This window comes from Vibrio sp. V10_P2A27P122, from assembly GCF_963874335.1.
GTDB classification, from domain to species: domain Bacteria; phylum Pseudomonadota; class Gammaproteobacteria; order Enterobacterales; family Vibrionaceae; genus Vibrio; species Vibrio anguillarum.
The window spans coordinates 1-20,954 of sequence record NZ_CAWNHY010000257.1 but is presented as its reverse complement, the minus strand read 5'-3'; the positions used below and the strand labels follow the sequence as shown (position 1 = coordinate 20,954).

Here is a 20,954-nt window from a genome sequence, read left to right as displayed (position 1 = left end):
CTTCTACACTTAGGTCAAACTACAACAAGAATCCAAAAGCTAAGGAGCGGAGTGATGGCGATTCAACAATTGAATGCAGAGCAGCTCTACCACGTTGCCCAGTTAGAAAAACTCCCTTGTAAATCAACTAAGGAGTTAGACCCAGTTGATGAGATTGTGGGGCAAGAACGGGCGCAAAAAGCGGTCGAATTTGCAATGTCGATCAAAGAGAAGGGTTACAACATCTACGCTATTGGCCGTAATGGGTTGGGCAAACGTACGATGATTTTGCGCTATTTAAACCGCCATCAGCATGATGTCGATGCGTTGTTTGATTGGTGTTATGTGGCCAATTTCAGCGATATTCGAACCCCAAAAGTGCTGAAGTTACCTTCGGGTATTGGGGTTAAACTCAAGCAAGACATTGAAAAGTTAATGAATAAGTTGGTCAATGCGATCCCGTTAGCTTTTGATAACGAGATTTACTTTGCTCGTGCCGATAAACTGAAAAATCAGATGGCACAAAAACAGCAAAGTGAATTGGATAGCATCAGTAAAGAAGCCAAAGATAAAGGCATTAGCTTAACCATCACCACTCAAGGCGATTATCAATTTGTTGCGATGAACGGTGAAGAGATGCACACCGAAGAGTCCTTTGACGCCTTGTCTAAAAAAGAGCAAGAGCACTTTAGCCATACCATTGATGAGCTAGAAATCAGCCTACGCAATATGGTACGTCAACTGACCGAATGGGAAGACTCCTACAGTGAGAAGATCAAAAAGCTCAATGATGAAGTAACGCTTGGCGTTATTACCCACTTTATTAAGCAGCTTAAGCAAGATTATTCTGGCTACCCAGACATCAAAACGTATCTTACGGAGTTACAAAAAGACATCGTCGATAATGCGGACATTTTTTTAGATGAAGACAGTGAGCAAGGCGAAGTTGCGACAGCTTCTTTAGATAAGCGTCTGCCGCGTCGCTACAAAGTCAATGTGCTGGTCAGCCAGCCTTCAGACAAGCTACCGATCGTGGTAGAAGAGAACCCGAACTACCACTCTCTATTTGGTTATATCGAAACGGCGACTTTTAAAGGCACAGTATTTACCGATTTTTCGTTAATTCGAGCGGGTAGTTTACATAAAGCCAATGGTGGTGTGCTGTTGATGGATGCGGTGAAAGTGCTTGAACAGCCCTATGTTTGGGACGGTTTAAAGCGCGCGCTGCGTTCACGCCAAATGAGTTTTACCTCTTTGGAAAAAGAGGTCACGCTAACAGGGACGGTTTCACTTGACCCAGAGCCTATCCCGCTAAATGTGAAAATTATCCTATTTGGTGATTACCACACTTATCAGCTGCTGACTCATTACGATCCTGAATTTAGCGAATTGTTCCGAGTAACGGCCGATTTTGAAGATGAGATGAAACGTACGCCCGATACCGAGCTACATTACGCGCGTTTTATTTCGAGCATAGTGCACGACAACAATATGCTGCATTGCGACCGTAAAGCGATTGCACGCATCATTGAACACAGTTCACGTACAACGGGCGATCAAGGCAAACTGTCACTTCATTCGGCGCATATTGCCAATTTGTTACGCGAATCTAACTATGTGGCGAAGCAGGCGAATTCAAACATGATCCGCCAGAATCATGTCGAAGAGGCGCTCAGCAACCAAGAGATGCGAGTGAGCCGCCTGCAAGACAGTGTGATGGAGTCGTATGTTAACGGTACAACGCTAATCCAAACGCAAGGCATGGCGGTCGGTCAGGTGAATGCGCTGTCGGTATTGAGCACCAGCGATCATATGTTTGGTGCGCCAAACCGTATTACCGCCACCACTTCCTATGGCGATGGTGACATTATCGATATCGAGCGCAGTGTCGATCTGGGTGGCAGCATCCACTCTAAAGGTGTGATGATTTTATCCGCGTATCTCTCTTCGGTATTTGGCCGTACGGCGCGCGTACCACTCACCACGACCATCACATTTGAGCAATCTTACGGTGGTGTGGATGGTGATAGTGCCAGCATGGCCGAATTCTGTGCGATTGTGTCTGCGTTTTCTAAACGGCCTAATCGCCAAGATATTGCGATCACAGGTTCGATGAACCAATTTGGTGAGTCACAGCCGATTGGCGGTGTGAATGAGAAAATTGAAGGTTTCTTTGATGTGTGTGCAATCAAAGGGCGCACCAGCCAGCAAGGTGTCATCATTCCTCGTTCAAACATGCACAATCTGATGTTACGCGCTGACGTTGTTAAAGCGGTCGAGAAAGGGGAGTTCAATATCTGGGCTATTGAACATGTCACTGAAGCGGTTGAGCTCTTTACTGGCAAACCCGCAGGCGAAGCAACAGAAGATGGCAGCTACCCGGTTGATACCATCTTCGGTTTAGCACAAGCCAAACTGAATGCGCTTAGAAAATAGCCTTATCGAAGAATAAATTCTTCAGTACTAACCACCTCAATGACCACCTAGCAAGTGGTCATTTTTCTTCATAAATCATCATAATTTAACTTATATTGTCTTATTGGTATCTAGTCATTGTTTTGACGACTATATGCTCATAACTATATGAATTACATTATATTATTTCATGGACAAAAATGTGAATTTTGTCTATTGTTTGCTCTTGTTTAGTCCGTGGGATTAGTCCCAAGGCATGGATGCGAATGTTATTTTAATCGAGGCTTTTAAATGCATTTTTCACTGAAAAATTTGTCAATTCGCGTACAAGTTTTATTACCCGTTTTGTTAACCACTTTCGCTTTACTTATTGCACTGTGGATAACCAAAAGTAATCTCCAAAATGAACAAATCAAAGTGTCGAACAGTACTGATCGGCTCGTTGAATATAAAGATGCCCTTGCCAGTGTGGACGATACCGTTTATCCGCTGCGTATTAGTGCGGTATACGCTATTTATGATCCCGCTCGTCGCGCCACATTCTTAGCTGAGTTAAAAAATGGCCTGGAAGAAGTAGAGCGCAATTTGAGCAAAATGCGACAAGATGAGCTTTATCGGAGCGATGTTGAGGTAGTTCATAAAAGCATCGGACATTACGTTGATATGTCGACGAAAATGGTGGAATTTTTTAACCGTCGCGATCAAGGGATGACCTCTGAAGCTGAATACACAGCATTTATTGCGCAATTTCGTCAAAGTGGTGAGCAAATGGTCAATGCGATAAATGATCTTTCGCAGCAAGTGAACCAACAAGCGACGCAGTCATTGGCTCAAAGCGACAAAGACAACATTCGTGTTATGAACACGGCTATGGTCACTGTTCTGTCTGTACTTTCGCTTTCTCTTGCGATGGCTTGGATCCTTTCAAATATGATTGTGGCTCCGATTCAAAAGTTACAAGCTGTAATGCGTGAATTAGCGCAGGGGAACTTAACCATTCGCGCTGATGCGGATGGCGAGAATGAAATCTCAAAGTTGGGTAAAGATGTCAATACGACTACCTCTCAGTTACATGCTACGGTAGATCATTTAAACCGTATTAGTGAAGAAGTGGCGTCAGCTTCAACCGAGCTGGCTGCGGTGATGACGCAAGCAGAGTCAAATGCACAACAAGAGTTGAGTGAAATTGAACAAGTTGCTTCGGCGGTGAATGAACTTGCGAGCACAGCAAACAACGTGAGTGATAACGCAACGGTCGCTGATTCAACCGCTCGCGAAGCGGATGAACTTGCTAAATCAGGCTTAGCTATTTTTAAAGAGAGCGCCCAAGCGAGCTTACAAATGTCAGAAGCGCTGAATCATGCTGCGAGCGTAGTTCTGCGTCTAAAAGAGCAATCAGAGCAGATCAACGATGTCGTTGAAGTGATCCGAGGTGTCTCTGAACAAACCAACTTATTGGCACTGAATGCGGCTATTGAAGCGGCACGTGCAGGTGAGACTGGTCGTGGTTTTGCGGTCGTGGCTGATGAAGTTCGCATGCTTGCTGCACGTACTGAGAGTTCAACTAAAGAGATTCGAGTTATCATTGAAGAGCTGCAAAGCCAATCGATTCTTGCAAACGATAGTATGCAAACCAGCATTGAGATGCTTGCGCGTAACGGTGAGCTAACGCAACGAGCAAATGATGCACTCGTTGGGATCACGGAATCGGTTTCAGACATCAATGATTCAAATACCCAAGTGGCGACTGCGGCAGAAGAGCAGTCGCAAGTCACGCAAGATATTAACCGTAACGTGGTTAATATGTCTGAGCTTGTAAATCAAAACGTAACGGGTATCAGCCAGAGCGCCAGTGCCAGTGCCGAACTGTCACAATTGGCCGAGAAGCAAAAAGCGCAGCTCGCCTTCTTCAAACTATAAATCGACTACTATTTCCTAGTCTCAACCGCATAACTCGAAAGGTTATGCGGTTTTTTTATGAATCAAAGAATATCTAACCATCCGAAATAACTAGGTTTTTTGGGGTTAGCTGCTTGTTTTTATGATTCGATCCCCCCTGTATAAAAAACACTATCTTTATTAACATTATCTTCATATATTGACCCAATAAGAACTAGAAATGTGATGTTCATCGTGTGAACGCATGGTCAAGTGGCTGAAAGTAAGGAGTGTTTTTATGGCGAAAGAGGAAAGCTTATTTCGTTTAGAAAGGGTAAAAAGGTTTAATTTTTCAGTGTGGACGGTATTAACCGGAACATTGATTGCTCGTACCAGTTTTTTCATGGCATGGCCATTTTTGATCGTGTTCCTTTACCAAGATTATGGTGCATCGCCGATTGAAGTGGGTGGAATGCTGGCGACTTCTGCTGTTGTAGGAGCAATTACAGGGCTGTATTCAGGGTATCTTTCCGACAAATTTGGTCGCAAGTGGGTGATGGTTCTTGGCAGTGTAATGGCTGCATTTGCCTACAGTGGCATTGGTGTGGCTGATCAAATCTGGCAGTTTTACGTGCTTATTGTCCTTACCGGTTTAATGCGACCAATGATTGAAGCGCCGGGCAAAGCAGTGATTGGTGATAACTTGCCGAATTTGAAAGATCGCGAGCTGGCGCTCAACATCCGCTATTTCCTACTCAATCTAGGTGGTGCCATTGGGCCACTGCTTGGGATTACGTTTGGGCTTTCTCACCCACAAACTCTCTTTTTCTTTACCGGCGGCACGTATTTATTGTTTGGTTTTTGGCTGCTGCTCGGTATTGAACGTAAAGGGCGCTACACCAAGCCCGATCGCTCTGGTTTGCCTAATTTTTCTTCGACGCTAAGAGTGATCAGTAAAGATAATATTTTTGTGAAGTTGATGGTGGCGAACTTCATCATGATGTTCATCTATGGGCAGGTAGAATCGTCTATTCCACAAGTGATTGTACGCACCAGTGCCGCCGATGCAGCGCAAATTGTCGCAGGGTTAGTGCTGGTAAATACCATGACCATTATCATCTTCCAGTTCCCAATGTTGAAGTGGTTGGAAAACGTCCCGCTGTTTGTACGAACTCGGATCGGCATGTTATTGATGGGGCTTGCGCAACTCGGCTTTCTGTTTACCCCCGCAGATTTACCGATTGGTTGGGCGCTCGCTTGCTTTGTTTTGAGTATGGGCGAAGTCATTGCTTTTCCAACCTTAAACGTACAAATAGACCGTATGGCTCCCGCCCATTTGCGTGGTTCTTACTTTGGTGCCGCCGCGCTTTATTCGTTAGGTTTTGCGATTGCGCCACTGGTTGGGGGGGCGGTGATTGGATACCTCAATTCAAACTGGCTGTTTGGCCTTTGCTTTGTGCTGTGCTTAGTGATGATTTGGCTTTACTGGGTCGCAGAGCATCAGCCCGATACGGTCGAGCGTGAACCCATTACTCAAGCTTAATTTGCTCTTTTTGTAAGGCTCTCATCGAGAGCCTTACCAGTGCTATTTTTTTATCGCTACGCCAACTTCCAGCTTATCTAGCCATTCCAAAAATCGTTGAACATCATCGCCCCGAAAAATAGCGCCATGTTGCGGACACATCATCTCAATATCCAGCTGGCTGACTCGCTCAATCCAATCACTTTTGGCGCGGTTAGATGGCATCCAACGTTGATGAAAATAAGTCATTTTTGGAATATGGCTTTGAAAATCTTCTACAAAAAAAGAGGCGTTAGGGCTGTCGAGCGCGGCACCAATATCGCCAGACATCAATATTTTTGCATCAGGGTCGTAAACCGAAAAGTTACCAGAAGAGTGCATGTAATGTGCTGGGATAAAGTGCAGGTCGTGACCTGATAAGGACACTTTTCCACCTTCATCTTTGATGGGGGAGAATTGAATTGACTCCATACCAAAATGGCGGATAAACCCTTCCCACAACCAAGGTGAATGTAATGTTGCACTGGGCAGTGCTTTATCCCATAAACCGAGGGAAGAGATGATATCCGGATCTTGGTGAGAGGCAAAAAGATGCTTGATATGTTCAATCGGCACTTCTTTCACGACGCAACCGAGCATCGCCGAAAACAGTTCAATGCCACCGGGGTCTAGCAATATCGCTTGATCACGATTGACTATCATATATTGGTTGGTATCAATGATTTTTTCTGGTTTGTTTGGATCGCGAGCAAACATCACCCAGCGATGATGGCCGCGTTCAAATAGTATTTTTGATTGCATAGTTCACCTGAGAAAAGAGCGAGAATGTTTTGAGCGATAGCATGACGTGAGCTTGAATTTCTTTTGCCAGTTCAGCGACGTTATTCGCAATGCTTTGCAGTTGGGCTTGATATCGCTCATCTGCTTGAGAGGCTTCCACGCTCAGCATGATCGAGATGATTTGTGCAATGCGCAGGTTGTCGTATAAGGTTTGCAATAACTCGTGCAGGTTTTGAGCTTCAGAGTAGAAACTGTGACTGAGTTTGCTATATTCCTCTTGGTTTTGATGATGTACGACATCCAAACTGTGTAAATGCCGAGCGTTATGCGCTTGTATATACACATTTTCAAAACGTTCAAGCGCAGCGCGTGCACGAGTCCTTGCAGTTGCGAGTTGGCTGATACGCTGCGCCTTCAAGTTGATGGTGTGCGACGCCTCTAGCGTGACGCGGACTAAATCGTCAATCGAATCAGTAATTGGCCGAAAACCTGCGGCACTTTCGCCCGCACGCAGAGCCAGAGCTCTGGCATTGCTGGCGACAAGCAGTAATTTTTTTGCAATGAGTACGCTTTGGTTTAGCTCTGCTGCCACTTCCGCCGCAATTACGAAAACCGGTTTGTTGTCCATAGTTATCGAAAATATTCATCAACTTAACGTTTGTTAACTATAGACCAGATTCATATTTTTGAGACTAGATTGCTCGTTTGGGCTCTGTGTTACCTAAACTCAATGATTTTTCTGCTGCTCAACTTGCCGAAGTGCACGTTGGTACATCGCCCACGCGGCAAGGCCTGCGAGGATGTTACCGACCAACGCCCCGATAAACAGGCCATGCAGCGCCGCTATTTGAGCGCCAACCCATAAACAGGGTAAGAAGAACACAAACAGGCGCAGCGCGGAAATGGTTAAGGCGGTGTATGATTTTGCCAACGCATTAGAAACCGAGACCATTAACATGCAGATACCAAGCGGCCCTAAACTGATTGGAACGATCATTAAGTGCCAGTGCAAAATGGATTCGACACTTTGTTCGCTGGTCATCAGCGCTGCAAGGTGGCCGGATAATAGATAGGTCACTACGGCGATGATGAGCTGAAACCCAAGAATAAATTGGCACGCAACACGAACCAATTTTCGAATGTCTTGTAATTGGCCTGCGCCAAGCAAACGACCCACCATCGGTGGCATCGACATAGTTAATGCCAATATTGCTACCATCGCAAAAAACTCAAAACGAGATCCTAACGCCCATGCCGCGACAGCTGCGGTGCCGAAACTGGCCAATAGTTTGGTTGCCAGCATCGAAGAAAGCGGTGGAAGAAGCTGGCTTATCATGGCCGGCCCCATGATATGGCTGATAGAGCGAATACTTTTCCCTACATCCAAATCTGACCAATCAAACAGCATCCAGTGTCTTTTCGACACCTTGGGCGCAACCACGAATACACCAATCCCAAAGGCTAGAATGGTCGCCAGCGCTGCGCCTTCAATACCCAAATCAAAAGTGAAGATAAAAATAGGGTCTAAAATCAGGTTTAAAATGCTGGTGACCATCATCATAGTCCCCGGCAACATAGTATTACCATTGGCTCGACACAGGCTGTATAAAAAGTACAGCACCGCGCCCACCCAAGCACTGATTAACCAATAAATCCAGTAGCTGTCGACGATCTGATACACAGATTCAGGAGCGCTGAGTAGCGCTAAGATGGGATGACGCAGTAAATAGATAATCACTGAAAACAGAGCAACCCCAATGCTGCCAATAGCGACGACTAACCCTCCAAGCTGCTTCGCGTAGCGAATTTGGTTCGCACCCAATGCGCGAGCAATCACCGCTGTGGTCGCAATGCCAAGCCCAACCTGAAGACCAATAATGATCATCTGAATGGGTAATGTAAACCCTTGCGCGGCAAGGGGTAACACCCCAAGTTGGCCGATAAACGCACTATCGACCAGTTGGAAGCTCATTAGGGACAGCACACCAAACATCATCGGCCAAGTCATTTGCAAGAGTTGGCGCGTGAGTGAAGGTGGAGATAACGGGGTGGTGTTTGACATTGCTCGGCTCAACTATATGGGTAGAGGTTTTAATATGTGGCCTCTGCGGTGAAAAACAAGCTCAGAATGGTTTGTACGTTATGTGCGTTGAGTATGTTAACAGCTATACGTGAAGAGAGCGACGTTCATCCCCATCGAGTTGTTCCGTGCAATGACATGAAAATCATCATATTGATGAAATATTTCATAAAAACCTAACCATTTGGTGAATACTTGAGCGTTAATCTCGTGATGAACTCGTCCTATTTCTATGAAATGAAACCGATTTCATTTCTGCTTTGTGAATCAATTTGCGTTTAATGTATTGATGGTGTTAATAAAAAATAACAATAACGCTCTTCCTCAGTTTCATCGCCAAAAGCAGTCGAGCGCGCTGTGAAGCGACACCTAATTTTCACTTGTTTCATTTTTTAAACTGACCACAGAACAAAAACAAACCAAGTGATTAATAGGACTTAACATGAAAAATTATAAGCTTCTACCTCTATCCCTAGCTGTGGCTGCCGTACTCTCTTCTGCTCCTTCTTTTGCCAACGATCCAATGCCAAATCCTGAGGTGTTGGATCAAGATCAACAACCACTGGTGCTGACACCAGATATAAACGTTCCCGCGGGTATCGTATTTTCTGGTTATGCTCGCTATGGTGCAGCCTACCAAAATGGCGATGTCAAACTGGTTGAAACCAATGGCCGTTTAAACGGTAACTCAACAGGCCGTTTAGGAAACGAAGGTAACGGTGGTGAGTTCCAATTTGGTAAAGGATTCGTCAGTGACAGCGGTGCTATTTGGGATGTGGTGGTGATGTTCAACCATTGGGGTGATGAGGTGGGTGTGCCTAAAGCTTACGCTGGCGGAACCAACATTTTTGAAAGCCAACCTGAACTTTATGTATGGGCTGGTCGAGACTTTCACCAACGTATTTCAACGAATTTGAACGACTATTTTTGGATGACGCATGATGGGCAAGGTGGTGGTTTCTACAACCTTAATCTAGGAGGCATTAAATTCGACGCCAGTGTCGTCAGTGCAACGGGGGCTTCTCCTAGCGATCATCCAGATGGTAATTACGCATTGACCACCAAAATCCACGGCATTCAATTTTCTGATACAACCAATCTCAGCATTTATGCTAACTACGGCTTTGATGACAATTCGGATCCAACGGCCAAAAAACTCAACGCGTTTCAAGTGGCGGGTGAATTGAAGTTTGGGGATGACCGTTTGGTGGTGCGTTATGCTGATAACGCCAAAGACAGTGTTTTTTGGAAAACGGAGAATCAATCAGCGTTGTTGGTGAGCTTTGATGGGAGTAAGGCGCTGGGAGATAATGCGGCGATCGAATACCTAGCGGCTTATCAAGCCTACGAAGATGGTGCATACAAACAGTATGACCGTACTAACTACAACGTGTTGGTTCGCCCGATGTATTTTTGGGATGAGACCAACTCAACGTGGTTAGAAGCTGGCTATGATGTTGTAGATTTTGACAACATCGACGCCACCAACTCTTCTTGGAAAGTGACACTATCGCAGAACATTTCGTTTGGTAAAGGTGCAGGCGCTCGACCAATGCTCCGTTTCTATGCCACTTTGGGTGATGCCGATAACGAAACTGTGATCGACAAAGACGGCCTATTTAAAGCCGCAAGTAACCCAGATACGGTAACGATTGGCGCGATGTGGGAAGCGTGGTGGTAACCCCATATTTGATCATTAACTGTCCATTCTTTTTTCACGGCTCGCTCGATGCCTGCCGTGGTTTTTAACCTCCAGCGATACACTTACGCTTTCGGGCCACATTAGTGGCCCTTTTTTATTTACGGTAATCGGCCATCATCTTTTTCTCTCTTCCGATTGCCATGAAACAGTTTCATGGCTGCCTGGGAAACTGCTGTGGCTTTCAATGTTTAGATAATTGTCATTTGTGTGCCTAGTTCGATGTGATTTCTCTCACGCTAAAGCGAGGGGATATCTTGAATACTAGCTCATGAAAGCGGTTTCTTGTTGGTTTTGTCAGTAATGTTGTGAGGCGAGAGTGGCGACAATTAAAGATGTGTCTGAACATGCAGGTGTATCGCAAGCGACGGTGTCGCGGGTGATTAATGGAACTAGCCGTGTTAGCCACGATAAAAAACTCAGAGTCGAAAAGGCGATTAAAGATCTTGGTTACCGCCCCAATTCTATTGCTCAAGCACTGGCCTCAAGCCGTACGGGGAGCATCGGCATCATAGTACCGGAATTAGGGGGCCCTTTTTATTCAAGCATTTTGCACAACATTGAAGAGCAACTGCGTAAGTTTGGCTACCACGTCGTCGTGACAGCAGGCTCGAACACAGAGCAAGGGCAAAAGGAGTCGGTGCAATTTCTGCTAGGTCGCCGAGTCGATGCATTAATTCTCCATACTCAACATCTAACCGATGACTACTTGATTGAATTGGATCAACAAGGGGTTCATTTGGTGCTGGTGAACCGTTTTATTCCTGAAATGGCCAGCAGCTGTATTGACATTGATAACGAGATAGGTGGCTTTTTGGCGACACAGTATTTACTCAGTCAGGGTCATCAACGAATTGCTTGTATTACTGGGCCATTGGATAAATCTGATGCGCGAGGCCGTTTGCAAGGCTACCGAAAAGCGTTGGAAGAGGCTGGGCTTGACTATGAAGAAGCGCTTGTGTCTGAAGCTGGTTTTACCGAAGAATCCGGCGTCAAAGCGATGCGCAAATTACTGATGCGTCACTGTGAATTTAGCGCCGTATTTGCTTCAAACGATCATATGGCATTTGGTGCATTTGAAGAGTTGCGTCGTGTCGGGTTGCAAATACCACAACACATATCCTTGGTTGGATTTGACGATATTTTATTCGCGCGTTACCTCACCCCAGCGTTAACGACCGTGAATTTCCCTCTTGAACAGATGAGCTTAGAAGCGGTTCAGCTCGTTATTCAAAAGCTGCACAAAAACAAACGCGACGTGAACTTCAAATTATCCCCTTCGTTGGTGATACGAGACTCCGTCAAAAATTTACTCAACACCCTATAAACCTAACAATAAAGATATTAAGGATGAATCATGAAATTTAAGACCTTAGTGCTATCAAGCGCCGTGGCTTTAGGATTTTCTTCGCTTACATATGCTGCCGACCACACCATCCGTTTAGACGGTTTCCCCGACTTTGATAGCAGTTTGAAAGTCTTATTGCCGGATTTTGAACAAAAGAGTGGCATCAAGGTTGACTATTTAATGAATAACCACGGCGACCACCACACCAAGCTGACGACGAACCTCGCCACAGGATCCGGAGCGGGGGATGTGATTGTGGTTGATGTAGAGAAAATTGGTCCCTTTGTTGCCTCCGGTGGCTTAGTCAATTTGTCGGAAAAATATGGCGCGGACAAATTCCAAGACCATTTCGCACCTTATGCTTGGGCACAAGGCAAGGGTGGTGATGGCAATATGTATGGCATTCCTGTCGACCTTGGCCCAGGCGTGATGTACTACCGAACCGATGTGTTTGAAAAGGCGGGGATTGACATCAATCAAGCGATAAAAGATTGGGACTCCTACATCAAAGCCGGTGAAATATTGAAGAAACAAAACGTACAGCTGATTGCATCCGCCGCTGATGTAGCACAAGCGATCATTTTTACCACGGTTCCTGACGGCGAAGGATTGTATTTTGATAGTAAGGGAAATTCAGTCGTCACTTCCGAACGTTTTGTACATGCATTTGAAGTGGCAAAAACGATTCGTGAAAAAGGGCTAGATGGCCGAATTTTGGCATGGTCTAACGAATGGTATGAAGGTTTCCGTAACGGTACTTTTGCCACTCAGCTTTCTGGTGCGTGGTTACTCGGACATCTGAAAAACTGGATTGCGCCAGATACAGCAGGCAAATGGGCCGTATCAAACCTTCCTGATGGTATTTACGGCAGTTGGGGCGGTTCATTTCTCTCAATCCCTACTCAGTCAAAACATCAAGATGAAGCGTGGAAGCTGATTGAGTACATGACAACCAACCGTGATGTGCAGCTTAAAGCGTTCGAAACGATTGCCGCGTTCCCCTCTAATGTCACGACTTACGATGACCCAATGTTCAATGAAGAAATTGAATTTCTAGGTGGTCAAAAAGCGCGTTTGTTGTTTGCGAATGTGGCAAAAAACATCAAACCAGTCGCGCCTGCGAAAGGCGACCATGTGGCTCGTTCTATCATCTTAGAAAATGCACTGATGGAAGTGTTGGATGAAGGCAAAGACATCAAAGCCGCACTGAAAGATGCAGAACGTTTAATTCAGCGTCGTACCCGTAATATGCAATAGCACGGTCATCATTAAAAAGAACCGCCAGCGGTGCTGGTGGTTCACTAAGCGTAAGTTATAGAAGGCATGATGTTATGCCTAAGAGGTCGTTATTATGAATCACGTTACGAGCAACGCTGTGCAAGCGCCATCGGGTCGACGTTTTTTTTCTCACCTGAGTTTGAAAGCGCTTACACCGTACGGGTTTCTATTGCCGTTTTTGATTATTTTTTCTGTTTTTGGAGTTTTTCCTCTCCTGTTTTCTGTCTATCTCTCTTTTCATGCGTGGAACCCCGTCGAAGGGGTTGCCGCCATGAATTATGTGGGATTTGATAACTACCAAGTTGCATTGACCGACCCTTGGTTGTGGCGTTCATTAAGCAATACATTGTGGTTGGCGATAACCTCGGGCGTCGCTCAACATTTAGTGGCTATTCCAGTGGCCTATATTTTGGTTTCATTGGGCGATCGGCTGCGTCATTGGCTGACATCCGCTTATTTTTTGCCATTCATTACCTCAACGGTGGCGGCGTCGCTCATCTTCTTCAATATGTATTCACCCAATTCGGGCATCATCAACCAAAGCTTAATGGCTTTAGCTGATAGCAGTGTCTTTGGCTGGGCATTTTCTTGGCTTAATGAGTATCAACCTATCCGTTGGTTAGATGATGCCAACATGATCAAACCCTCGATTGCCATCATGGTTTTTTGGAAATACACCGGTTTTAACATCGTGTTGTACACCACGGGTTTAATGACCATTCCCAAAGAAATTTTAGAGGCCGCGCGGATGGATGGCGCTAACGCCTTTCGCCGTTTTTGGAATATCTCACTGCCGATGATTCGCCCTTTCGTTTTCTTTGCCGTCACCATGACCATCATTGGCAACTTACAACTGTTTGAAGAACCGTTTGTATTAACGCGCGGCACCGGAGGCGTAGGCCAAGCAGGCTTAACTATCTCAATGTACCTCTACAAAGTGGGTTGGGAGTGGCTAGAGATGGGCACGGCATCCGCTATTTCTTGGCTGCTGTTTGCGCTGATTGCAACTTGTACTGCGATTCAGTTTTTCTTTTTTGGTAAAAAAGGGTTAGGGGAGTAATAGCATGTCAATCCACGCTTTAAAACTCAGTGATCGCAGCATTGAACTCATCACTAAAGTAATGATGGCACTACTGGCGGTTGTATTGATTGTCTCGGCGTTGATCACAGTTTTCCCATTTTTGTGGTCGGCGCTGCTGTCAACGCGCGATCGTACGGAAATCTTCGGTTCAGGCATCAGCTTTGCCATTGGGGATAGCTTAGCCATTAACTATGCAAAGCTGTTGCAGATTATGCCGTTTTGGCAGGCGATGTTTAACTCTATCTACATTGCCTTTTTAGGCACCACTATCTCACTGTTGTTTTGCAGTATGGGCGGTTACGCGTTTGCTGTGTTTCAGTTCAAAGGTAAGAACACACTATTTGGCATGTTGGTGGCTTCCATGATGATCCCACCCGTCTTGAGCTTGATCCCTTATTTTATGATCGTGAAATTTCTGGGTTTGATGGATAACCACATGGCGGTTTGGCTGCCGTTTACCACCACTCCATTTGGGATTTTTCTAATGCGCCAACACGTGATGGCCTCTATTCCTAAAGAGTTATTAGAAGCGGCCAAACTCGATGGCGCGGGAGAGTTTCGTACTTACTGGAGCGTTGTTTTGCCGTTGATGAAACCTGCATTGGCAACACTGGCGATTGTACAGTTTGTCTTTTTCTGGAACAGCTTTATGAACCCGTTAGTGGTGCTCACATCGCCAGAAAACTACGTCATTACTCAGGCGTTACGTAGCGTGCAAGGCATTCCAAATACGCCTTGGGGTGCGGTGATGCTTGGCACCACCATTTCTATATTGCCACTGGTGACTATCTATCTCTTTGCGTCCAAACAGATGATAAGCGGCTTAACATCCGGTGCAGTAAAAGGCTGATTAGCCTTCAATCCCTCATTTTAGTTACTCATGCTGGCGTGGTTTTGTTGAAAGAAGGCGCAGTGTGAAGGAGAAAAATTATGGCAAAAGTTGAATTTAAGAACATTAAGAAGTCGTTTGGTCATGTGGATGTTGTTAGGCATTTTGATTTCACGGTGAATGATGGTGAGTTTGTGGTATTTCTTGGCCCATCGGGTTGCGGAAAATCAACCACATTACGCATGTTGGCGGGGCTGGAGTCGATTACGGCCGGTGATATTTACGTTGGTGACAAGTGGATGAATAACGTAGATGCCAAAGATAGAGACTTAGCGATGGTGTTCCAAAGTTATGCGCTTTACCCACATATGAGCGTGTATGAAAACATCGCGTTTGCATTGAAGTTAAAAGGCATGCCAAAGACTGAAATCGATAAGGAAGTGCGTAAAGCGGCAAAAATGTTAGAGCTTGACCCGCTCCTTGATCGTAAGCCTAAAGAGTTATCCGGCGGTCAACGCCAACGCGTGGCGATGGGGCGTGCCATGGTGCGTACGCCAAAAGTGTTCTTGTTTGATGAGCCACTTTCTAACTTAGATGCCAAACTTCGTGGTGTGATGCGCGAAGAGATCAAGCAGTTACATCGTCAGCTTAAAACCACCACTATTTATGTTACGCATGATCAAATTGAGGCGATGACGCTCGCTGATCGCATTGTGATCCTCAAAGATGGCTATGTTGCGCAAGTCGGTACGCCAACAGAGGTGTTTCAACGCCCGGCGAACAAATTTGTGGCGCAGTTTATTGGTAACCCTTCGATGAACATGCTTGATGCACAACTTATCCAGCAAGATGGCGAATGGCTTATCCAACTGGGTGACATCTTTATCCCGCTTCCCGAGCGATTTAAAGCGCATGCGTCTAAAAACCTCGCATTGCATGTCGGTATTCGTCCCACCGATATTCACTTACGCGCAGAACAAGTTAACCATGAACGCGTCTTGCCAATCGCCGTTACGCTCAAAGATAAAGAGTTGCTCGGTGCGAGTATTTTGTTGAAAACCCATGTTGCAGGCCAGCCTTTGATGGTGGAAACCCAAGCGGCAGAGGTAGAGGTGACGAAGGTTACACTCTATCTCGACCTAGATGCGATTCATATTTTTGATGCGCTGAGTGAAAACTCATTGGCCAGTTTTTAATGGTGAACAAGACGATGACAATAATAAAGCAAGCCCCTTATTTCGACGTTTGGCCCAAAATAGAATCAGCAATCAAAGCTGACCCTGAAATTGAACAGCAAGTAGCAAGAATCATAGGGTTGATGACCTTAGAAGAAAAAATTGGCCAGATTATCCAACCAGAAATCCGCGATATTACGCCGCAAGAAATCATCGATTATAAGATTGGTACGGTACTCAATGGTGGTGGCTCTTGGCCAAACAGCAATAAACATGCACCAGCCAGTGAATGGGTAGCGAAAGCCGATGAATACTGGTTTGCCGCAGAAAAAGCTTATCAAGGTCGCCCATTTCATATTCCGTTTATGTGGGGGACTGACGCAGTACACGGCCACAATAACGTCTTTGGTGCAACCGTATTTCCGCACAATATTGGGTTGGGGTGCGCGCGCAATCCTGCCTTAATTCGCAAAATTGGCCGTATTACCGCGCTGGAAATCGCCGCGACGGGTATTGATTGGACCTTTGCACCAACCGTGGCCACCCCTCGTGATTTGCGTTGGGGGCGCTGTTATGAAGGTTACTCTGAAGACCCTGAAGTGACTTATGTTTATGCCAGCGAAATGGTCGCAGGTTTGCAAGGTGACGCCATTGACTTACAAGGTGAGCACCATGTGATCTCAAACGTCAAACATTGGGTGGGTGATGGCGGCACAGTGAATGGTGTTGATCGTGGCAGCAATACTTACAGTGAAAATCTGCTGCGTAACGTGCATGCCATGGGCTATTTCAGTGGCCTTAATGCCGGTGCGCAAGTGGTGATGTCTTCATTTAATTCGTGGGATAACCAAGCGAACTACGATCACGCGCCGCACATTTCAGGTGATTACAACCTCAAAATTCATGGCAGTAAGTACCTACTCACTGATGTTTTGAAAGATCAAATGGGCTTTGATGGATTAGTTGTAACCGATTGGCATGGTCATTCTGAAGTCAGTAAATGTACCGATGGTAATGCGACTTACGCTATCAATGCGGGTAACGATATCTTAATGATCCCTATTCGTGAGCATTGGCAATCAGCCTATCGTCAAGCGGTGAGCGATGCAAAAAGTGGAGTACTGAGCCAGAGCCGAATTGATGATGCTGTGACGCGTATTTTACGGGTGAAAATGCGCGCGGGTTTATGGAAAAAACCGCATCCTTCAGCGCGAGCTTTGGCTGGTCAGCAGTCACTGATTGGTTGCTCTGAACATCGTGCTATCGCTCGCCAAGCCGTGCAGCAATCGATGGTACTGTTGAAAAATAACAAGGGTATTTTACCGCTCAAACGTGGGTGCAAGGTTGTGTTAACGGGCAGCGGTGCCAATGATTTGCAAAAGCAAGCGGGCGGGTGGAACCTCACTTGGCAAGGGGATGAAAATAACTTAGCCGATTTCCCCGGAGCCACCACAGTGAAAATGGCGTTAGAAGCCGAATTGGGCATAGATAATGTTTGCTACGATCCAGAATTAGCAGGTGATTGGCAAGCGGGTGATATTGCAGTTGTGGTGTTTGGTGAAGATCCTTATTCTGAAATGATGGGTGACATTAAAGCATGGCAATCTTTGGAGTTTTCAACCTTGAAACGTCGCTACCGAGCAGATAGCGAAAAAATCAAAGCATTTCATAAGCGCGGCGTAAAAGTGGTATCGATTTTCTTTAGCGGTCGTCCACTGTTTGTCAATGAAGAAATATCCTTGTCTGATGCTTTTGTTGCGGCATTTTTACCCGGCAGCGAAGGACGTGGCATTACTGATGTTTTAGTGGCTAAAGAGAATGGTGAAGTTAATATCGACTTCACTGGTACCTTGTCATTCAGCTGGCCCAATAAAAAGCGCAGCACCTGTGTGAACCGTATTCCTCCTCATATTCCCAACTATGTCGTGCCTGAATGTGAGCAGTCTCCTGTTGGGGAACATGCTCCTTTATTTGAATACGGTTATGGGCTTAATTACGCTGAAAAAAAACAAACTCGAGATTTGGATAACCTTGATCTAGATATCGACTCAGAAGAAGTAAAATGGCAAGCAACACATGCAGAGCATCTGTATGGCATTATGGCGACGATAGGCGATTATCAACTTAAAGTGTCGGATGCTGAACATTGGATGGGCGTGGATGTCTCACGCAACAACGTGATGAAACTCGGTGCTGTCCGAACTAAGCCGTATAACTACCAGCAGCAGCAAGACGCCGTTGAGGTAGAAATTCTGGGGGGTGGAGCAATGGTTTATGCGCAAACGGGGCTAGGGCAAGCGGAAGATTTCAGCCATTACGATAATGCGCATGGCGTGGTCAGTTTTGAGATTAAAGTGCTCAGAGCGGCAACAGAACCTGTTTATTTGTCACTGCAACGCGCCGTTGTTCCTGGATGTTTGGGGGATATTGATAATGTGGTTAAAGTGGACGTCAGCCACTACTTTTCCACCGTCAATGATAGCTTTACGCGCGTGAACATTGCTTGTTCACATTTCTCAGCGCAGGGATTAAGTTTTACTCATCTCGACACGCCCTTCTCATTATTTACTAATGGTGAGTGTCAATTTGTGATCGCCAATATATGTTGGGATACACAGTAAAAAGAAACGATAGACTCCTTCTCCGTGTGGAGAAGGAGTGCTTCTAAAGGGCCAAACATCGCCATGAGAAAATCAAAGAAAGCACCCACTGTTTATGATGTCGCTAAGCTTGCCGAAGTTTCGGCAAGCACTGTCTCTCGTTTTTTGAATCGCACAACTTACGTATCGGATGAAAAAAGCCAAAATATTGAACGTGCAATTAAAACCCTTGGCTACAAACCTAGTTACCCAACCAGTCATCTAGGCAATAAGCGTTCGATGACTATTGGTGTATTAGTGCAGCACGCAGAGAGCCCTCACACCAGTCGAATTCTGAATGACATGGAGAAGGTATTAATGACCCAAGGGTATTCACTGGTGATTGCCACAGGTCAGTGGCAGAAAAACTTGGAAGCACATGCACTGGAGTATCTTGCCAGAAGCAATGTCGATGGAATGATCATAGTGACAGGCAGTTTAAAAAGCGATCAAATCCTCAAATATGCTCAATCGATTCCCATCATTGCTGTCGGCCATCAAATTGTTAGTAATAATGTACGTTGCATTAATGTGGACAATGTACTCGGCGGTTATATTGCCACCTTGCACCTATTGCAATTAGGGCACGTGAACATTGCTCATATAAAAGGGCTCGCTAATCAGCCTGATTCAACCGCCCGTTTCACTGGCTACCAAAAAGCGCTTCGTGAAGCGGGAATTAAGCCTATGCCTAAACTCATTAAACAAGGTGACTTTAGCTCTGAATGTGGGTATGAAAAAACGGTTGAACTGTTGCAGTCGAAAGTCCATTTCTCGGCTATTTTTGCTGCTAATGATCAAACGGCTTATGGTGCCATTAAGGCGTTAACTGACCACGGAGTGCGAGTGCCAGATGATGTTTCAGTGATTGGTTTTGATGACTTACCTGTCTCTCAGTATTTCACTCCGGCCCTAACGACATTGCGCCAACCAATTGAAGAGATCGGTGCGGTGTGTGCGCATTCCATTCTCAACTTGCTCAGTGGTGAGAGGCACGATGCTAGGTTACCCCCTATCGATTTAATTGTGCGAGAGTCCACAAAGTCTATCTACCGTTAATAAAAAGCCCTCGTTAGAGGGCTGTTTTATCCGAGTGAAATTAGTGATCGATCATATCAGCCAAAATCATGGCTGCGTGGGTTTCCACCACACCTGAATCGAAACCGTACATGTGGCTATACTTGTTCGCCATTGCGGTATGTACATTGTTAGTGATCTCATCTTGCCAGCGTTTGAACCAAACGAAGTGGTTTCCGTCACTCAAAACTGGAGTGTAGGGCGCGACTTCTAGCTGCTTGCCCACTTCAGTTCTGATGTCCGCAATATATTCCAGCAGATCTTTCACATCCTGTTTTGAACCGATATTGCCATGGCCGCCGTTAATAAAGTCCCACTGTTTGCTGAGTGGTGTGCTCAGAAGGCTTTGTAGATCCTCTTCGTAACCGTGGAAATGCTCTGCTCCCGCGAAATTATAAAACGGCAGTTGATCAGGGTTAATCATGTCTGCAAAATGCAGCACACGATCACTTGGGATGAGAATCATCGTGTTATCCGGTGTATGGCCAGAGCCTTCTGGTGCCATCATCTTTAGCTTCATTGAGCCAAATTTGACCGTTTGAGGTTTTTTCAAATCGTACACCTCATTTGGCGCTGGAACTTTAGGCGTTTTCACACCGTTTTCGCCCACTTCAGCGTGGTGGTTGATCTTGTCTGCAACGGTTTGACTAGCAATAACACGGACATTATCCACCTTTGGATAATTTTTCTTAATCAAGTCAATCAGTTGGTTACCACCACCTACATGATCTAGGTGGTAGTGCGAATACATAATGGTAGTAATTGGTTTGTTGGTGATGGATTTAACTCCTTTAAAAAGAGCATCAATGCGGCCATCGCCTAGCGGATCAATCAACAATACTGAGTCTTCATTAACTACAACCGTAGCGTTGTAATAATTAACCCCGATCCAATAGGTATTTTTGCCCAATTTTTGAACGGTGGCTTTACTCTCATCAAATTGGCGCTCATACAGGTTATTGATTTTCTGTCCCAGTTTCAGAGACTGAGTGGCAGAGGGCTCAACTACGATTTTCGCTGTGTCTTGAACGGTTTCACCAGGAAAAAAAATCGCGCGTTGGTTGTCGTGGTCATGGCCTTTCGCACTTACATTAAAAGTAAACAGTGCAGCAGCAATAGGGGCTAAAGCTAGGGTGGATAGTTTCATTTTTTATCTCCTCAATCAGGTGAGAAG

General features: G+C 45.6%; 15 protein-coding genes. 11 read left to right on the top strand and 4 right to left on the bottom strand.

Going from position 1 to position 20,954, the window contains the following annotated elements; translation table 11 throughout:
• Positions 1-54: 54 nt before the first annotated feature.
• The 3 genes from AACQ17_RS12735 to AACQ17_RS12725 all read left to right on the top strand — a co-directional run bounded on the left by AACQ17_RS12735 (position 55) and on the right by AACQ17_RS12725 (position 5,815).
• The gene (locus AACQ17_RS12735) at positions 55-2,415 is read left to right on the top strand and encodes a Lon protease family protein (protein ID WP_094146852.1); all 2,361 of its coding nucleotides are present in this window, start codon (positions 55-57) and stop codon (positions 2,413-2,415) included.
• Positions 2,416-2,685: 270 nt separating this feature from the next.
• Complete coding sequence (locus tag AACQ17_RS12730) at positions 2,686-4,314, top strand: methyl-accepting chemotaxis protein (RefSeq protein ID WP_017044904.1); 1,629 nt, start codon at positions 2,686-2,688, stop codon at positions 4,312-4,314.
• Positions 4,315-4,570: 256 nt separating this feature from the next.
• Positions 4,571-5,815: an MDR family MFS transporter gene (locus AACQ17_RS12725; RefSeq protein ID WP_026027773.1), complete on the top strand. Its 1,245-nt coding sequence runs from the start codon at positions 4,571-4,573 to the stop codon at positions 5,813-5,815.
• A 42-nt stretch (positions 5,816-5,857) separates the two neighbouring features.
• Here AACQ17_RS12725 and AACQ17_RS12720 read toward each other — a convergent pair whose 3' ends face one another.
• The 3 genes from AACQ17_RS12720 to AACQ17_RS12710 form a co-directional block, all read right to left on the bottom strand.
• Complete coding sequence (locus AACQ17_RS12720) at positions 5,858-6,595, bottom strand: MBL fold metallo-hydrolase (RefSeq protein ID WP_013868161.1); 738 nt, start codon at positions 6,593-6,595, stop codon at positions 5,858-5,860.
• On the bottom strand, positions 6,573-7,202 hold the full coding sequence (locus AACQ17_RS12715) for a hypothetical protein (RefSeq protein WP_017043842.1): 630 nt from the start codon (positions 7,200-7,202) through the stop codon (positions 6,573-6,575). Before AACQ17_RS12715 ends, AACQ17_RS12720 begins: the two co-directional genes overlap by 23 nt.
• 99 nt (positions 7,203-7,301) lie before the next feature.
• On the bottom strand, positions 7,302-8,636 hold the full coding sequence (locus AACQ17_RS12710) for an MATE family efflux transporter (RefSeq protein WP_069212035.1): 1,335 nt from the start codon (positions 8,634-8,636) through the stop codon (positions 7,302-7,304).
• Between the two features lie 460 nt (positions 8,637-9,096).
• On the opposite strand from AACQ17_RS12710, the gene AACQ17_RS12705 reads away from it, so the two are divergent.
• The 8 genes from AACQ17_RS12705 to AACQ17_RS12670 all read left to right on the top strand — a co-directional run bounded on the left by AACQ17_RS12705 (position 9,097) and on the right by AACQ17_RS12670 (position 19,762).
• The gene (locus tag AACQ17_RS12705) at positions 9,097-10,335 is read left to right on the top strand and encodes a carbohydrate porin (protein ID WP_017044902.1); all 1,239 of its coding nucleotides are present in this window, start codon (positions 9,097-9,099) and stop codon (positions 10,333-10,335) included.
• A gap of 337 nt (positions 10,336-10,672) precedes the next feature.
• Positions 10,673-11,680 carry a LacI family DNA-binding transcriptional regulator gene (locus AACQ17_RS12700; protein ID WP_017044901.1) on the top strand — a complete coding sequence of 336 codons (1,008 nt, stop codon included), beginning with the start codon at positions 10,673-10,675 and terminating at the stop codon, positions 11,678-11,680.
• A 30-nt stretch (positions 11,681-11,710) separates the two neighbouring features.
• The gene (locus tag AACQ17_RS12695; RefSeq protein WP_094132777.1) at positions 11,711-12,958 is read left to right on the top strand and encodes an extracellular solute-binding protein; all 1,248 of its coding nucleotides are present in this window, start codon (positions 11,711-11,713) and stop codon (positions 12,956-12,958) included.
• Between the two features lie 94 nt (positions 12,959-13,052).
• On the top strand, positions 13,053-14,039 hold the full coding sequence (locus tag AACQ17_RS12690) for a carbohydrate ABC transporter permease (protein WP_013868154.1): 987 nt from the start codon (positions 13,053-13,055) through the stop codon (positions 14,037-14,039).
• 4 nt (positions 14,040-14,043) lie between these two features.
• A complete protein-coding gene (locus tag AACQ17_RS12685; RefSeq protein WP_094148064.1) occupies positions 14,044-14,910 on the top strand; it encodes a carbohydrate ABC transporter permease in 867 nt (288 codons plus the stop codon).
• A gap of 80 nt (positions 14,911-14,990) precedes the next feature.
• On the top strand, positions 14,991-16,085 hold the full coding sequence (locus tag AACQ17_RS12680; RefSeq protein ID WP_013868152.1) for an ABC transporter ATP-binding protein: 1,095 nt from the start codon (positions 14,991-14,993) through the stop codon (positions 16,083-16,085).
• A complete protein-coding gene (locus AACQ17_RS12675; protein WP_094148062.1) occupies positions 16,085-18,685 on the top strand; it encodes a glycoside hydrolase family 3 protein in 2,601 nt (866 codons plus the stop codon). The genes AACQ17_RS12680 and AACQ17_RS12675 overlap by 1 nt, the downstream gene beginning before the upstream one ends.
• Before the next feature lie 63 nt (positions 18,686-18,748).
• Positions 18,749-19,762, top strand: coding sequence for a LacI family DNA-binding transcriptional regulator (locus AACQ17_RS12670; RefSeq protein ID WP_026027775.1), 1,014 nt, complete (start codon positions 18,749-18,751; stop codon positions 19,760-19,762).
• A gap of 40 nt (positions 19,763-19,802) precedes the next feature.
• Here the strand turns inward: AACQ17_RS12670 and AACQ17_RS12665 are convergent, their stop codons facing one another.
• Positions 19,803-20,927, bottom strand: coding sequence for a VarG family subclass B1-like metallo-beta-lactamase (locus AACQ17_RS12665; protein ID WP_017050245.1), 1,125 nt, complete (start codon positions 20,925-20,927; stop codon positions 19,803-19,805).
• Positions 20,928-20,954 lie beyond the last annotated feature (27 nt).

What these genes read in the sequence shown, in the direction of transcription:
- AACQ17_RS12725 (WP_026027773.1), top strand. Translation starts at nt 4,571, where the DNA reads ATGGCGAAAGAGGAAAGCTTATTTCGTTTAGAAAGGGTAAAAAGGTTT.
- AACQ17_RS12735 (WP_094146852.1), top strand. Translation starts at nt 55, where the DNA reads ATGGCGATTCAACAATTGAATGCAGAGCAGCTCTACCACGTTGCCCAG.
- AACQ17_RS12715 (WP_017043842.1), bottom strand. Translation starts at nt 7,202, where the DNA reads ATGGACAACAAACCGGTTTTCGTAATTGCGGCGGAAGTGGCAGCAGAG.
- AACQ17_RS12710 (WP_069212035.1), bottom strand. Translation starts at nt 8,636, where the DNA reads ATGTCAAACACCACCCCGTTATCTCCACCTTCACTCACGCGCCAACTC.
- AACQ17_RS12705 (WP_017044902.1), top strand. Translation starts at nt 9,097, where the DNA reads ATGAAAAATTATAAGCTTCTACCTCTATCCCTAGCTGTGGCTGCCGTA.
- AACQ17_RS12670 (WP_026027775.1), top strand. Translation starts at nt 18,749, where the DNA reads ATGAGAAAATCAAAGAAAGCACCCACTGTTTATGATGTCGCTAAGCTT.
- AACQ17_RS12675 (WP_094148062.1), top strand. Translation starts at nt 16,085, where the DNA reads ATGGTGAACAAGACGATGACAATAATAAAGCAAGCCCCTTATTTCGAC.
- AACQ17_RS12720 (WP_013868161.1), bottom strand. Translation starts at nt 6,595, where the DNA reads ATGCAATCAAAAATACTATTTGAACGCGGCCATCATCGCTGGGTGATG.
- AACQ17_RS12665 (WP_017050245.1), bottom strand. Translation starts at nt 20,927, where the DNA reads ATGAAACTATCCACCCTAGCTTTAGCCCCTATTGCTGCTGCACTGTTT.
- AACQ17_RS12685 (WP_094148064.1), top strand. Translation starts at nt 14,044, where the DNA reads ATGTCAATCCACGCTTTAAAACTCAGTGATCGCAGCATTGAACTCATC.
- AACQ17_RS12680 (WP_013868152.1), top strand. Translation starts at nt 14,991, where the DNA reads ATGGCAAAAGTTGAATTTAAGAACATTAAGAAGTCGTTTGGTCATGTG.
- AACQ17_RS12730 (WP_017044904.1), top strand. Translation starts at nt 2,686, where the DNA reads ATGCATTTTTCACTGAAAAATTTGTCAATTCGCGTACAAGTTTTATTA.
- AACQ17_RS12690 (WP_013868154.1), top strand. Translation starts at nt 13,053, where the DNA reads ATGAATCACGTTACGAGCAACGCTGTGCAAGCGCCATCGGGTCGACGT.
- AACQ17_RS12695 (WP_094132777.1), top strand. Translation starts at nt 11,711, where the DNA reads ATGAAATTTAAGACCTTAGTGCTATCAAGCGCCGTGGCTTTAGGATTT.